We start from the raw sequence: 14,737 nt of genomic DNA on the forward strand, positions 1-14,737 counted from the left end.
CACTCAACATTCTCTTGGTTTAAGCAGCACTAAAATTATGATGCTTGTTGTTCTGGCGCATCTGCATCTGCTTGCAAACGTTTTAATACACCGCGCTTTTTCAAATAGACCAATACCAGCGAAATCGCCGCCGGTGTAATGCCGGAAATACGTGAAGCACGCGCTAATGTTTGTGGCCGCGCAGCGGTCAATTTTTGTTTGACCTCATTGGACAAACCATCCACTACTGAATAATCGAAGTCATCCGGGATCAGCGTATTTTCATAAGCACGCAAACGATCAACATCTTCTTGCTGACGTTCAATATAGCCGGAATATTTTGCATCGATTTCAATTTGTTCCGCCGCCGCTTCATTGGCGATAGGTTCACCTTTGAGCGAGGCGATATCGGTGTAAGTTAATTCCGGGCGACGCAGCAAATCCATCAAACTGTATTCGCGTGTCAGTTTAGTCTGGATTTTTTGTTCAACTTGTTCTGCTTCGGCAGAGCCGGCTTGAATCCAGGTAGAGTGCAAGCGCTCTTGCTCAAGTGCGATTTGCTCGCGCTTGTCGCAGAAAATTTTCCATTGCGCATCGCCGATCAAACCAAATTCGCGCGCGGTTTCGGTGAGACGCAAATCGGCATTGTCTTCGCGCAACAACAAACGGTATTCGGCGCGACTGGTGAACATGCGATAAGGTTCTTTAGTGCCGAGTGTAATCAAGTCGTCTACCAATACACCGACATAAGCTTGATCGCGCGTTGGGCACCAGGCCGCTTTTTCTTGCGCGCGCAGCGCCGCGTTGATTCCCGCAAGCAAACCTTGTGCACCGGCTTCTTCGTAACCGGTGGTACCGTTGATCTGGCCGGCAAAAAATAAACCGCCGATGACTTTGGTTTCCAGACTGTGCTGCAAATCCTGCGGATTAAAATAATCGTATTCAATCGCGTAACCGGGGCGCAGGATGTGCGCGTTTTCAAAACCTTTCATCGAGCGCACGATTTCCAGCTGCACATCAAACGGCAAGCTGGTGGAAATTCCGTTCGGGTAAAGCTCGTGGGTAGTCAAACCTTCCGGCTCGATAAATACCTGGTGTGAATCTTTATCCGCGAAGCGGTGAATTTTATCTTCGATCGACGGACAGTAGCGCGGACCGATGCCTTCAATCACACCCGAGTACATGGGCGAGCGATCAAGGTTGCGACGAATCACGTCGTGGGTTTTTTCATTGGTGTGGGTGATGTAACAACAAATTTGTTGCGGTTGCATGGCGCGATTGCCCATCACCGACATCACCGGACGCGGATCATCGCCGTATTGTTTTTCCAATACATCAAAATTAACGGTGCGCGCATCAATACGCGGTGGCGTGCCGGTTTTCAAACGATCAACACGCAGCGGCAATTCGCGCAGGCGTTTTGACAGTGCAATCGACGGCGGATCGCCAGCGCGACCGCCGGAATAATTTTGCATGCCGATGTGAATCAAACCACCGAGGAACGTACCGGCAGTCAACACCACTTGATTGGCCATAAATTTCAGGCCCATTTGGGTAACCACACCCCGCACTTGATCGTTTTCAACAATCAGGTCATCAGCTGCTTGTTGGAAAATCCAGAGGTTTTCCTGATTTTCCAACGTATGGCGAATAGCCGCTTTGTAAAGGATGCGGTCTGCTTGGGCGCGAGTTGCGCGCACCGCAGGACCTTTGCGCGCATTGAGCACGCGAAACTGGATACCACCTTTGTCGGTTGCAAGTGCCATAGCACCGCCCATGGCATCAATTTCTTTTACCAGATGGCTTTTGCCGATCCCACCAATCGCCGGGTTACAGGACATTTGGCCAAGGGTTTCAATGTTATGAGAAAGCAGCAGGGTTTTACAGCCCATGCGCGCCGCCGCCAGACAGGCCTCGGTACCGGCATGGCCGCCGCCGATCACAATCACATCAAAACGATCCGGGAAAATCATCGCTTACTACCTTGCAGCCGGGCTGCGTACAAATACCTTGGACAGGCGTGGAACAAAAGGGGCGACATTATAGGGCCTGTCAGCGATTTGCACAAAACTTGTACAGGGATTAATCAATGCTTTTTTATATCGCATTTTTTGAAGATGAAATTTGGAGTTTCCTCTGAGACTGTCTGAGACAGGGATGTCGAAGACAAGCCCCCATGGATGGGTTCACAGCGGGTCTCAGAGGGAACTTCAACTTTCATCCTGGCAGGGACTTATTCAAAAAAACTGCTCGCGTTACAACAAAGAAAAATAATGTATGAAATGAATATATGTATTGTTATTTAGGTATTTAAAAGATGTTGTTATATATGTAGATGAGAACTTCTGTGGATAAGCTAAAAATAGTTATATTTATCAATGAATTAATGGAAGGATAAAGCACTGAAAAAGGTTCGCGCAAGCTGGGCTTAAGCTGCTTGGAAGCTGGTTATAAAAGGCATGGTTATACAGAAAGCGAGTAAATCCGGACTTATCCCCAAAAACCTGCCCAGCTTTTGTCATCAACACCCACAGGGTTGTACACACCAGTTTAATTCGATAAGTAAAACGGTATTTAAAACAACCATTTACGCAATAAAACTCGATTCAACTGTGGATAACCTGTGTAACTGTGTGGAAAAGATTGGAGATAAGTCTGTATTAAGGTTTCTGTTAGTGGAATGTTTGCTTATTCAAGACACATTTGAGATGTCATTGGCTTGGTCTTCGGGAAATGCCTCATCCAGCCATTCTTTGGCTGATAATTGCGCATCCAACCAACACAACAGTAATTCCCAATCTTTGCGGTCGCGCTCATGGGTTTGTTGGGGATAGTCGGCAACACCCCGTCCTTCACCGTAAGCACGGACGTAATATTGGGTATCGCGCAAAGTGGCGGGGTGGGGAATGTTCAGGCTGAGCAGGAATTTTTGTAATCTCTCCCAAGCGCTGGTTTGTTGTTTTACACGGTTAGCCACCACGGCTATGGGGCGACGTTGGCGGCGCATGCTGCGGGTTAACAAGAGTTCACCGATAAAACGCGCACTGGCGCGGATATCAATATCGGACGGTAATACCGGCACTATGATGAGATCGTGGCTCTGGATGATGTCTTCCAGCGCGTTATCGGTAAGCCCGGGGGCGGCATCAGTAATTAACCAGCGGGTAGATTTGGGGGCACGCCATTGGAAGCTGCGGCTTATGCGACTGCTTGGGTCGATTTTTACCCCAAAAATAGCGGGCAATTCCGGTGCGCGGGATGCAAGCCAATGGCTAGCTGATCCCTGCGGATCTGCATCCACCAATACAGTCGTTTCGCCGCGTTTTGCCAACCAGGCGGCGAGATTAGTGCTTAAGGTGGTTTTACCTGAGCCACCTTTGCCGTTGATAACCAGGATTCGGCAAGCGGACAGTAGCTGTATAGCAACTAAGGGATCGGTATGAGGTCTAGCGCTATCAAATGAAGCCGGAATATTCATGGCGTGAGAAATCTATATTGTTTAATTAATAAACAGTATAGACATAGTTTCGCCACTATTTTTAGTGAGGGCTCACATTAGGTGTATTTAGATGTCGCAAGCTGGTCAGTTATTTGCCGATGCAGAAGCTGCTGAAGATACGGCCAAGCAAATCATCCGGGGTAAATTCGCCGGTAATCTCACTCAGTGCATTTTGGGCTTGGCGTAAATCTTCAGCGAGTAATTCACCTGCGGCATAACCTTGCAGCTGCGCTTTGCCGGAGGAGAGGAAAGCTTGCGCACGTTCAAGCGCATCAAGATGACGGCGGCGGGCGGTAAAACCACTTTCGCCGCTCTCGCTAAAACCCATGATAGTTTTCAGATGGTTTTTCAGCTCATCGATACCAGCCCCAGTTGCGGCACTAATACCTATATATATGTCATTGGAATTTGAATAAAACAGTCCAGCTGTTTCATTACTGAGATCAATCTTGTTGCGAACAAGGGTGATCTTGGTGGGATCTTGCAGTTTTTCGACAAATTCTGGCCAAATTTCATGGGGATCAGTCAGTTGGCTTTGACGACTATCGACCAATAACAATACCCGGTCGGCTTGTTGGATTTCTTGCCAGGCGCGCTGGATGCCGATTTGTTCAACTTCATCCGGACTTTCGCGCAAACCGGCAGTATCAATAATGTGCAGTGGCATGCCATCAATATGGATATGTTCGCGCAGCACATCGCGTGTCGTGCCTTCAATACTGGTCACAATGGCAGATTCACGGCCGCTGAGTGCATTGAGCAAACTGGATTTACCGGCGTTTGGGCGGCCGGCGATAACTACCCGCATACCATCGCGCACCAATACTCCCTGTCGTGCTTCTTTAAATACCTGCTGCAGTTTACCGATGATGCCGTCCAGATCGCGGGCGACTTTGCCATCACTGAGAAAGTCGATTTCTTCTTCCGGGAAATCAATAGATGCTTCGACATAAATGCGCAGATGAATCAGCGCTTCAACCAGATCCTGAATTCGTATGGAAAATGCACCCTGTAAAGAGTGCAGGGCATTGCGCGCGGCTTGTTCAGTGGTTGCATCGATTAAATCGGCAATCGCTTCAGCTTGGGCGAGATCGAGTTTGTCATTTAAGAAGGCGCGCTCGGAAAATTCACCCGGGCGGGCAAGGCGAATTCCCAACTGGGTAATTTCGCGCAAGAGCAAATCGAGGATAACCGGGCCGCCGTGGCCCTGGAGTTCAAGGACATCTTCACCGGTAAAGGAATTGGGGCCGGGGAAAAACAGGGCGATGCCTTGATCGAGTACTTCACCGCTGCGACTGGAGAAATCGCAATAGTGGGCGTGGCGCGGTTGAAGTTTGATCTTGAGGAGTTGTTCGGCGACAAGACTGGCTTTGGGGCCGGAGACGCGGACTATACCGACACCACCGCGGCCAGTGGCGGTGGCTATGGCAGCGATGGTGTCGGTAATGATCATAGCAATAACTTATTTAGCAGCAGGTTCAGCGTCGATTTGTTTGGTAATAATGTATTGCTGGAGAATCGACAACACGTTGTTGGTTACCCAGTAAAGTACCAGACCGGCCGGGAACCAGAGGAACATAAAGGTAAAAATCAACGGCAGCATTTGCATGATGCGCGCTTGCATAGGATCAGTCGGCTGTGGATTGAGCTTCTGCATAAAGTACATGGTGATGCCGTAGATAATCGGCAACACAAAGTAAGGATCTTTTACCGACAAGTCGAAAATCCAGCCGAAGAAGGGCGAGTGACGCAATTCAACGGATTCCATCAATACATAATAAAGTGCAAGGAACACCGGCATCTGAATCAACAATGGCAAGCATCCACCAAAAGGATTCACCTTTTCGGTTTTGTACATCTTCATCATTTCTTGTGAGAACTTCTGGCGGTCATCGCCGTAACGTTCTTTCATTTCGGCTAATTTCGGCGCTAACTTGCGCATTTTCGCCATAGATTTGTAGCTGGTTGCTGAAAGTTTGAAGAACAGCAATTTTACACACAGGGTCAGGCCGATAATCGCCAAGCCCCAGTTGCCTACTAGTTCGTGGATCCACTTCAATACAATAAACAGTGGTTTGGATACCCACCAAAGCCAGCCGTAATCTACGGTCAGATCAAGGTGCGGAGAGATTTGCTCCAAACGCTCGGTATCTTTCGGGCCAGCGTAGAAGTTAGCGCTGATACTGGCTTGGGTACCGGGAGCAACTTCAGTAACTTTGCCGGTAAAACCGAGCAAATACAGGTCATTTGTACCTAACTTACGCAAACTGTAACTATTTTCGCTGTTAGCGTCTGGAATCCAGGCGCTGATGAAATAGTGCTGCACCATGGCGACCCATCCACCTTGATGGCTGGTTTTATATTCACCTTCCGCAATTTTGGCGAAGGTCATCTTTTTGTAGTTTTCTTCCGGGGTAGTAATCGCTGCGCCGAGGAATGGATTCATTTCCAACGCGCTGACTTTTACAAAGTTTTGGCTGTCGCGTTTGATCTGGCCATAAAGTTGCGCTGACCAGCTGGTGGTACTTTTGTTGTCGATCAGGTATTCGACTTTGATCAGGTATTCACCGCGGGTAAAGGTAAAGCGTTTGGTGATGCTCACTTCACCTTGTTGCAGAGCCAGATCTACCACGAGTTGGTTTTCACCTTCTGCCAAGGTGTAAGCCGTTTTTTCGCTGGTAAATAGTGGGCGACCTTGTGCGGTATCAGTGCCGTTGGCGCCGATCAGACCACTTTGCGCGAGGTAGGTATGGTTATCGCGGTTATCCAGCAGCACAAAAGGCTGATCCGGGGTATTTAATTTCAGGAAATGACGCGGCAGTGCCAACTGCACTATGTCGCCACCTAATGGGTTAATGGTCAGATCCAAACTGTCGGTTTTCACTTCGATCAGTTGGTTGGCCGCCAGAGTAGTTTTTTCTGCTTCCGACAAGCTGTTGGCAGCTACCGGAATTTCGCTGTTTGCAGAGGCAGAGGGAATGGTGCTTTGCGCAGAACTGGCATTGGCTGCTGCTTGTGAAACTACCGCGGGTTGTGCGGGAAGCTTTTCCTGATATTCGTGCCAGCGAATCACCAGTAATAATAAAGTAGCGAGAATCGCTGCAATTAAAAGGTTTTTTTGCCAATCCATCTTAATGACTGCCATCAGTAGTGTGTGAATGAATAGAAGAACAACAGGTTTTTTTCAGTTCGGGCACTGGATCAAGCCCGCCTTCATGCCAGGGGTGGCATTTTAGTAGGCGGCGCAAGGTTAGATAAGACCCTATAAAAAATCCGTGCCGCACAATTGCTTCTTCCGAGTAATGTGAACAACTGGGATAAAAACGGCATTGGTTGCCAATCCAGGGGCTTAACACATAGCGATAAGCATGGAGCAATTTTACCGCCAGCCAGATCAGGCTCTGGTGGGCCTTATTGATCAGCTGTTTTAACATCCGCATTTACCTGTTGAGTTTGCGCTTGCGATGTTAACCGATGATGGCGCACTTTTTTGAAAATTCGCTGCCATTGTTGGTTTAACTGCTGGATAAAATCGCTATTCGATAAACTATCCATCCCCTTGCGCGATAACACCACCACATCCAGGCCAGAAAAGTCCTGCTGGTTGAGGCGGAAGCTTTCGCGGATTAAGCGTTTCATCCTGTTGCGTTCAACGGCCAGACGCATGTGCTTTTTTGCCATCACCAAACCCAAGCGTGGTTGTGCTTGTTGGTTGAGACGGGCGAGGATCAAAAAATGCTGGTGCGATGCGCGAAAGGGAGCGTCATCAAACACAGGTTTGAAATCAGCGGCACAGAGTAAACGCAAGGATTTGGTAAAGCGGAAGGAGGTATTGCGGGAATCAGAATCAGAGCGGGAATCGCTTGAAGGTTGATTCGAACTAGCAGGCTGTTGAAATTCTATTTTGGCTGGCATAAGTGCGCTAAAAATAGTCTGGAAGCGACCGTTATCGACTACTTTGTATCACGTTTGCCAATAACGAATTTCAACAAACTGCTAGTGAACCAGGGAGCGGAGAGCCAATTAAACTTGGGTCAGCGCTTTGCGGCCTTTAGCACGACGACGAGCTAAAACCAAACGACCACCTTTGGTAGCCATACGAGCACGGAAACCGTGGTTACGAACGCGCTTCAGATTGCTGGGTTGGAATGTTCTTTTCATGATAAACCTGTTAAAAATCCTGAGTTAATTCACACGGCGTGCGAAAAGAGGCGGGATTCTAATGAATGCCACCCGCTAAAGCAAATAATTTTGAACAAATAATCTACAAAAACAGGGAAATTTGGCCGTCCACATTTTCTACCTGTTTTCCCCCAGATAATCCATATCTTATTAACAGGTTTATCCACAGGTTTGGCGTTTTAATGTCTATTTTTGTGATAATTCCGGGTGCTTGATTGAGCTGCCAGTTGTATCGTAACTATTTGAATTTTAATGGCTAAGTTTTAGCCCATTAAATTTATTTTGGCTTTTGTTGTGGATAACTTTGGGAGGCGAGAGTAGACTTGGCTCCCTTGTATAACCTGCCGGTGCAATTTATCTATTACCGGCTGCTTTGGTTATCACCTATCTATTTGATCAAACATCCAAAAATCGATTCAGGTGCTTCAGGCATTACCCATTAGTAATTCATGTGGTAATGCGTGATTGATGCTCCGCCAGCGATATGTGGATTTGTGTGGTCGGATGTTGTTGTTTCATCAGTTCAATAAACAATAAGCGCGGTATGCGTTCCGGGAGTTTTTGTTTTGCTGCAATCGATTTGGAAATTATGTGCCGCCAGCTTGCAGGATGAATTGCCGTCGCAGCAGTTCAATACCTGGATTCGGCCATTGCAAATTGATGAGTCAGCATCGCCCCAGGAATTGCGCTTGTTGGCACCTAACCGGTTTATTTGTGATTGGGTGTCGGAGAAATTCCTTAACCGTATCCGTGAACTTGCCAGTCATTATCATCAAGGTAATGGGTTGCAAGTAGCCGTGGCTGTGGCTCCCAGACCTGCAGCGGGTTTCCAACCTGCGCCAGTGCCACAACCAGCGCGTGCATTTACGCCTAATCAAAGCGATCTGCTTACGACTCCGGTCGTTGATAACCTTGCTTTTACCAGTAGTGGCAAAAGTGAAAGCATAGTTACCGAAATCTATTCTGCGCCTAAAGTTCAGAATTTAGCCGCTAAAATCGCAGATTATGAGGTTAAAACCGCTAACTCTGCTGAAGAAGTCATTATTGATATTCCGCGCCCGGCAGTTGAGATCGAAGTTGAAGGGGGTTTGAAGCACAGCAACTACTTGAACCTCTCATCTACCTTCGCGACCTTTGTTGAAGGTAAGTCCAACCAGCTGGGTTTAGCTGCTGCTCGCCAGGTTGCTGAAAATCCGGGTGGTGCTTATAACCCCCTCTTTATATATGGTGGTGTGGGGCTGGGTAAAACCCACTTGATGCAAGCAGTGGGCAACGCCATGGTGGCGCGTAACCCCAACGCCAAAGTGGTGTATCTACACTCCGAGCGTTTTGTTGCCGATATGGTAAAAGCGCTGCAGTTAAATGCGATCAATGATTTCAAACGCTACTATCGCTCGATGGATGCCTTGCTTATTGATGACATCCAATTCTTTGCCGGCAAAGAGCGCTCGCAGGAAGAGTTTTTCCATACCTTCAACTCACTGCTTGAAGGTGGCCGCCAGATCATCCTGACCTGTGACCGTTTCCCTAAAGAAATTAATGGCTTGGAAGAGCGGCTTAAATCCCGCTTTGGTTGGGGTTTAACGGTGGCAGTCGAACCGCCCGAATTGGAAACCCGCGTTGCCATTTTGATGAAGAAAGCCGAGCAGGTGAATATTGATTTACCGCACGAGGCTGCATTTTTTATCGCCCAGCGGATTCGCGCCAATGTGCGTGATCTTGAAGGTGCGCTCAAGCGGGTTATCGCCAGTGCGAATTTCACCGGTCGCTCTATTGACGTAGAACTGGTGCGGGAGGCTTTGAAAGATTTATTGGCGCTGCAGGATAAGCAGGTGGGAATCGATAATATTCAGCGGGTAGTCTGCGAGTATTACAAGATCAAAATGAATGACATGATTTCCAAGCGACGCAGCCGTTCAGTGGCGCGTCCACGTCAGGTGGCAATGGCTCTGGCGAAAGAATTGACCAACCACAGTTTGCCGGAAATCGGCGAAGCTTTTGGTGGCCGCGATCATACGACTGTACTACATGCGTGCCGCAAAATTAAGGAATTGCAGGAAGAGACTGCGGATATCCGCGAAGATATGAAAAACTTGCTGCGTTCCCTGACGACTTGATTTATAAACGCTGTTTGTCTTTACCGACAGTAGTAACGCAACACCAGAGATAAAAACTCAATAAGTCCCGGAAGATTACTTAAGAGACCATCACATGAAATTTGCCGTATCCCGCGAAACCTTGCTCAAACCCTTACAACTGGTAGCTGGTGTGGTGGAGCGTCGTCAAACGCTACCGGTGTTGTCCAATGTGTTGATTCAGTTGAATGGCGATCAGTTGTCGTTAACGGGGACTGATCTGGAAGTAGAAATCGTTGGCCGTATTACCCTGGAGCAAGCTGGAGTCTCGGGCGAGATTACAGTTCCAGCACGTAAGCTGGTAGATATCTGCAGATCGCTACCTGATGGCAGCAATATTGAGTTTTTTCTAGAAGAAAGCCGCATTATGGTCAAGTCTGGCCGCAGCCGCTTTACCTTATCTACTTTGCCGGCATCAGACTTCCCGAATGTGGAAGATACTCCCGGTAATTTGCGTTTCAGCTGTGCCCAGCAAGAAGTTAAACGCTTGATCGAACGCACGGCGTTTGCCATGGCTCAGCAAGATGTTCGTTATTATTTGAATGGAATGTTGTGGGAAGTTCGCCAGGATCAATTGCGCGTAGTGGCTACTGATGGTCACCGTATGGCGATGTGTACTCGTGCGGTAGCGGTTAACACCAGCGATGTTGTGCAGGCAATTTTGCCGCGCAAAGGTGTGTTGGAATTATCTCGTCTGCTCGACGATTCAAGTGCGCAAGTTGAAGTGGTATTGAGTTCAAACCATATCCGTGTGACCTCGATGGATTACACTTTTACTTCCAAACTGGTAGATGGAAAATTCCCTGAATACGAGCGTGTACTGCCACGCGGTGGTAATAAAGTCGTAATCGGCTCACGTCTGGAATTGAAGCAAGCCTTTGCCCGCACGGCGATTTTGTCCAACGAAAAATATCGCGGTGTTCGTTTGCTGTTGTCCGATGGTACTCTGACTATTGTTGCCAATAACCCGGAACAGGAAGAAGCAGAAGAGCAGGTTACTGTGGATTACACTGGTGATTCTCTTGAAGTAGGCTTCAACGTAAGTTATTTGCAGGATGTAACCAACGTAATCAGTAACGAGAATGTGAAGATTACCTTGTCTGATGCGAATTCCAGTGCACTGCTGGAAGAGCCGGAAAACAGTGATTCTCTCTATGTAGTTATGCCGATGCGCCTGTAAGGGTGCATTGGTAGTTAGCTGTCCGTTGGTCGTATGACCTTAAAACGCCTCTTTATTCAAAACCTGCGCAATTTGGAAGGAGTGGATATCACGCCTTCTTTGCGGGTTAATCTTATCTACGGTGAGAATGGTTCAGGCAAAACCAGTGTACTGGAAGCCATAAACCTGCTTGCCTTGGGTCGTTCTTTTCGCAGTCACAAGCATAAGCCGCTTATTAATCATCATCAGAAATCCTTTACGGTGTTTGGCCGTGTGCATACGGATGATGAGTCGGATGTGCCGATTGGAATAAGCCGACATCTGGATGGAGAAGCCAGTTTTAAAGCTAATGGGGTTTTGGTTCCTTCTGCCGCTGATCTCGCGGCATATCTTCCGGTGCAGGTGATTAATTCCGATACCTTTTTATTGTTGGAAGGTAGCCCTAAAGTCAGGCGGCAGTTTATTGATTGGTTAGTGTTTCACGTGGAACCTAATTTCTTCCCAGCGTGGAAAGCTATTCAGCGCTGCCTTAAACACCGCAATAGCCTGCTGCGGCGTGATAGAATAGATCCTTTTGAACTAGCCCCTTGGGATAGGGAACTCGTTGATTTAACGAATAAGATCCACGAGTTTCGCACCCAGTGTATGGCGCAGTTTGATGAAACATTTGCTGTATTGCTGAAGGAATTTATCAATATCGATGGTATTGCACTCAGATACTATCGCGGCTGGGATAAGGATAAGTCCTATCATGACGTCCTTGCCGATACCTTTGAGCGCGATAAGCGTCAAGGTTATACCCATTCCGGTAGTCATAGGGCAGATTTAAAAATAACGGTGAATGGCTTGGATGCCGCTGAAGTACTCTCGCGTGGTCAACAAAAGCTGCTAGTCTGTGCACTCAAAATTGCCCAAGGCTATGTATTTAGCAGGATTACTGGCCGTAAGTCGATCTACTTGGTAGATGATCTACCGGCTGAATTGGATGAAAAACATCGCGCGTTGCTGGTTCATTGGCTTGATACCATGAACACCCAGGTATTTATTACCGGGGTAGAGGCTGAAACATTGCTTTCCAGTTGGCGTGATAAGACTGAGATTATCCCTAAAATGTTCCACGTGGAACAGGGTAGGGTAACTGAGGTGAGTTAATTCCCTCCAGTTATTGCCTAATGAGATTATGCGCAACCTGCTTATGTTGGTTGCTACTGAACAAAAAAGCGGAGAATAGCTATGTCAGAAGAGAATGTTTACGACTCGTCCAGTATTAAAGTCCTTAAGGGCTTGGATGCGGTGCGTAAGCGCCCAGGGATGTACATTGGCGACACCGATGATGGTTCAGGCTTGCACCATATGGTGTTTGAAATCGTGGATAACTCTATCGATGAAGCACTTGCCGGTCATTGCGATGAGGTGCGCGTGACTATTCACCCTGATGAAAGCGTCTCTGTATCTGACAACGGCCGGGGTATGCCGACCGAAATGCACGAAGAGGGTGTATCGGCTGCGGAAGTTATCATGACCATTCTCCATGCGGGTGGTAAGTTTGATGACAATACCTATAAGGTTTCCGGTGGTCTGCATGGTGTAGGTGTGTCGGTAGTAAACGCGCTCTCTGAATATCTGAAGCTGACTATTCGCCGTGGTGGCAAGATCCACGAGCAAATTTATCGCCACGGTGTGCCTGATGCACCGCTGTCAGTGGTGGGTGATTCAACTACTACAGGAACTGAAGTCCACTTCAAACCCTCCGCTGGAACCTTTACCAATATCGAATTCCACTTCGAATTACTGGCAAAACGTCTGCGCGAACTCTCTTTTTTAAACTCCGGTGTACGCATTGTATTGAAAGACGAGCGCACCGCTAAGGAAGAGATCTATCAATACGAAGGTGGTTTACGTGCGTTTGTAGATCATCTGAACAAGAACAAGACCACCATTAATAAGATGGTGCACTTTGTTTCAATCAAACGTGAGGATGGTATTGGCGTTGAAGTGGCGTTGCAGTGGAATGATTCCTTCCAAGAAAACCTGTTCTGCTACACCAACAATATCCCGCAGCGCGATGGCGGTACGCACTTGGCGGGCTTCCGCGCGGCGCTGACCCGTGGTTTGAATACCTATATCGAGAAAGAAGGTATCGCTAAAAACGCCAAAGTTGCCACTACCGGTGACGATGCGCGTGAAGGCCTGACTGCGATTATCTCGGTAAAAGTGCCTGATCCTAAATTCTCCAGCCAGACCAAAGACAAGCTGGTGTCTTCCGAGGTGAAAACCGCGGTAGAGCAGGAGATGAATGAACATTTCGGTGCTTACTTGCTGGAAAACCCGCAAGAAGCCAAATCCATCGTGGGTAAGATGATCGATGCCGCCCGCGCCCGTGAAGCTGCGCGTAAAGCCCGTGAGATGACCCGTCGTAAGGGTGCACTGGATATTGCTGGCTTGCCTGGTAAATTGGCGGACTGCCAGGAGAAAGATCCAGCGCTTTCCGAACTCTACCTGGTAGAGGGTGACTCTGCAGGTGGTTCGGCCAAGCAAGGGCGCGCGCGTAAAACCCAAGCGATCCTGCCGCTTAAAGGTAAGATTCTCAACGTAGAAAAGGCGCGTTTCGACAAGATGCTGTCCAGTGCGGAAGTGGGAACGCTCATTACTGCGCTAGGCTGCGGTATTGGTAAAGAAGATTACAACCCGGAAAAACTGCGCTATCACAGCATCATTATCATGACCGACGCCGACGTCGACGGTTCCCACATTCGTACCCTGTTGCTGACTTTCTTCTTCCGTCAGATGCGTGAGTTGATTGAGCGCGGCCACATCTATATCGCCCAACCACCCTTGTACAAAATTGCCAAGGGTAAGCAGGAGCAATACCTGAAGGACGAAGCGGCCATGACTGAGTTCCTGACCCAGGCAGCTTTGGAAGATGCAGCCCTGTACGTCAACCCTAGTGCACCACCTATCGCAGGTGAAGCACTGCAGAATCTAGTGCAGGAATATCGTAAGGTAATGGCGACTATCGAGCGCTTGTCGCGTCTCTATCCAGCCGACGTGCTTGAAAAAATGATCTACTTGCCGGCAATTCGCCCTGAGCATCTGGCTGACCAAGGTCATATGCAGCAATGGTGTGACCAGATGGCCGCGCATTTCAGCATTGATGCCCGCGCCGGTAGCCAGCGTTACATCATCACCGTGCGTGAAGATAGCGAGCGTCACCTGTTCCTGCCGCAAGTTGAAATTACGGCGCACGGTATAGCTACCCCTTACCCGTTCAACCACGACTTCTTTGCTTCAGGCGAATATGCTTCTATCGTCTCCCTTGGTAGCAAGCTGGAAAACCTGATTGAAGATGGCGCATACATCCAGCGCGGCGAACGTAAACAACCTCTGTTCAAGTTTGCTGAAGGCCTTGAGTGGTTGATGAAAGAGTCGCGTAAAGGCTACAACATCCAGCGTTATAAAGGTCTGGGTGAGATGAACCCGGAGCAATTGTGGGAAACTACAATGAACCCGGAAACCCGTCGCATGCTGCGCGTAACTATCCAAGATGCCATCGCTGCCGACCAAATCTTCACCTGCTTGATGGGTGATAACGTGGAACCTCGCCGTGACTTCATCGAGACTAACGCACTGGCCGTAGCCAACTTGGATATTTAATAAAACTATTTTGTGGGTTATCACATAAATTGTCCATTTAGCGCATAAGCTGTCCAAGATGGAAAGGCCATAACTCTATTATAATCAATAGGTTATGGCTTTTTTCTTTTCATATATCTTTACAATACA

11 protein-coding genes are annotated in these 14,737 nt (G+C 48.2%); 4 read left to right on the forward strand and 7 right to left on the reverse strand.

Going from position 1 to position 14,737, the window contains the following annotated elements; genetic code table 11:
• Nucleotides 1–35: 35 nt before the first annotated feature.
• From mnmG to rpmH, 7 genes are all read right to left on the reverse strand, one after another.
• Nucleotides 36–1,952, reverse strand: coding sequence for a tRNA uridine-5-carboxymethylaminomethyl(34) synthesis enzyme MnmG (gene mnmG / locus AAGC78_RS09925; protein ID WP_435783917.1), 1,917 nt, complete (start codon nt 1,950–1,952; stop codon nt 36–38).
• A 719-nt stretch (nt 1,953–2,671) separates the two neighbouring features.
• The gene (locus tag AAGC78_RS09930; RefSeq protein WP_435783918.1) at nt 2,672–3,457 is read right to left on the reverse strand and encodes an AAA family ATPase; all 786 of its coding nucleotides are present in this window, start codon (nt 3,455–3,457) and stop codon (nt 2,672–2,674) included.
• Nucleotides 3,458–3,566: 109 nt separating this feature from the next.
• Entirely contained in the window at nt 3,567–4,931 is a 1,365-nt protein-coding gene (gene mnmE, locus AAGC78_RS09935) for a tRNA uridine-5-carboxymethylaminomethyl(34) synthesis GTPase MnmE (protein WP_435783919.1), read from the reverse strand.
• Between the two features lie 9 nt (nt 4,932–4,940).
• Entirely contained in the window at nt 4,941–6,608 is a 1,668-nt protein-coding gene (gene yidC / locus AAGC78_RS09940; RefSeq protein ID WP_435783920.1) for a membrane protein insertase YidC, read from the reverse strand.
• 1 nt (nt 6,609) lies between these two features.
• The gene (gene yidD, locus AAGC78_RS09945; protein ID WP_435783921.1) at nt 6,610–6,912 is read right to left on the reverse strand and encodes a membrane protein insertion efficiency factor YidD; all 303 of its coding nucleotides are present in this window, start codon (nt 6,910–6,912) and stop codon (nt 6,610–6,612) included.
• Nucleotides 6,890–7,393: a ribonuclease P protein component gene (rnpA, locus tag AAGC78_RS09950; protein ID WP_435783922.1), complete on the reverse strand. Its 504-nt coding sequence runs from the start codon at nt 7,391–7,393 to the stop codon at nt 6,890–6,892. The genes yidD and rnpA overlap by 23 nt, the downstream gene beginning before the upstream one ends.
• Before the next feature lie 108 nt (nt 7,394–7,501).
• Nucleotides 7,502–7,639 (reverse strand): 50S ribosomal protein L34, encoded by a 138-nt coding sequence (gene rpmH, locus AAGC78_RS09955; RefSeq protein ID WP_151033402.1) that lies wholly within the window; start codon nt 7,637–7,639, stop codon nt 7,502–7,504.
• Between the two features lie 587 nt (nt 7,640–8,226).
• On the opposite strand from rpmH, the gene dnaA reads away from it, so the two are divergent.
• The 4 genes from dnaA to gyrB all read left to right on the forward strand — a co-directional run bounded on the left by dnaA (nt 8,227) and on the right by gyrB (nt 14,608).
• Nucleotides 8,227–9,777: a chromosomal replication initiator protein DnaA gene (gene dnaA, locus AAGC78_RS09960; protein WP_435783923.1), complete on the forward strand. Its 1,551-nt coding sequence runs from the start codon at nt 8,227–8,229 to the stop codon at nt 9,775–9,777.
• Nucleotides 9,778–9,871: 94 nt separating this feature from the next.
• Nucleotides 9,872–10,975, forward strand: coding sequence for a DNA polymerase III subunit beta (gene dnaN, locus AAGC78_RS09965; RefSeq protein ID WP_435783924.1), 1,104 nt, complete (start codon nt 9,872–9,874; stop codon nt 10,973–10,975).
• A 33-nt stretch (nt 10,976–11,008) separates the two neighbouring features.
• Complete coding sequence (gene recF / locus AAGC78_RS09970; RefSeq protein ID WP_435783925.1) at nt 11,009–12,106, forward strand: DNA replication/repair protein RecF; 1,098 nt, start codon at nt 11,009–11,011, stop codon at nt 12,104–12,106.
• Between the two features lie 81 nt (nt 12,107–12,187).
• The gene (gyrB, locus tag AAGC78_RS09975; protein ID WP_435783926.1) at nt 12,188–14,608 is read left to right on the forward strand and encodes a DNA topoisomerase (ATP-hydrolyzing) subunit B; all 2,421 of its coding nucleotides are present in this window, start codon (nt 12,188–12,190) and stop codon (nt 14,606–14,608) included.
• Nucleotides 14,609–14,737 lie beyond the last annotated feature (129 nt).

Origin of the sequence: Cellvibrio sp. (genome assembly GCF_039207905.1) — a bacterium.
GTDB lineage: Bacteria > Pseudomonadota > Gammaproteobacteria > Pseudomonadales > Cellvibrionaceae > Cellvibrio.

Coding starts and splice junctions, on each gene's coding strand:
- yidC (WP_435783920.1), bottom strand. CDS start 6,608: ATGGATTGGCAAAAAAACCTTTTAATTGCAGCGATTCTCGCTACTTTA.
- yidD (WP_435783921.1), bottom strand. CDS start 6,912: ATGTTAAAACAGCTGATCAATAAGGCCCACCAGAGCCTGATCTGGCTG.
- mnmG (WP_435783917.1), bottom strand. CDS start 1,952: ATGATTTTCCCGGATCGTTTTGATGTGATTGTGATCGGCGGCGGCCAT.
- mnmE (WP_435783919.1), bottom strand. CDS start 4,931: ATGATCATTACCGACACCATCGCTGCCATAGCCACCGCCACTGGCCGC.
- recF (WP_435783925.1), top strand. CDS start 11,009: ATGACCTTAAAACGCCTCTTTATTCAAAACCTGCGCAATTTGGAAGGA.
- rpmH (WP_151033402.1), bottom strand. CDS start 7,639: ATGAAAAGAACATTCCAACCCAGCAATCTGAAGCGCGTTCGTAACCAC.
- AAGC78_RS09930 (WP_435783918.1), bottom strand. CDS start 3,457: ATGAATATTCCGGCTTCATTTGATAGCGCTAGACCTCATACCGATCCC.
- rnpA (WP_435783922.1), bottom strand. CDS start 7,393: ATGCCAGCCAAAATAGAATTTCAACAGCCTGCTAGTTCGAATCAACCT.
- gyrB (WP_435783926.1), top strand. CDS start 12,188: ATGTCAGAAGAGAATGTTTACGACTCGTCCAGTATTAAAGTCCTTAAG.
- dnaN (WP_435783924.1), top strand. CDS start 9,872: ATGAAATTTGCCGTATCCCGCGAAACCTTGCTCAAACCCTTACAACTG.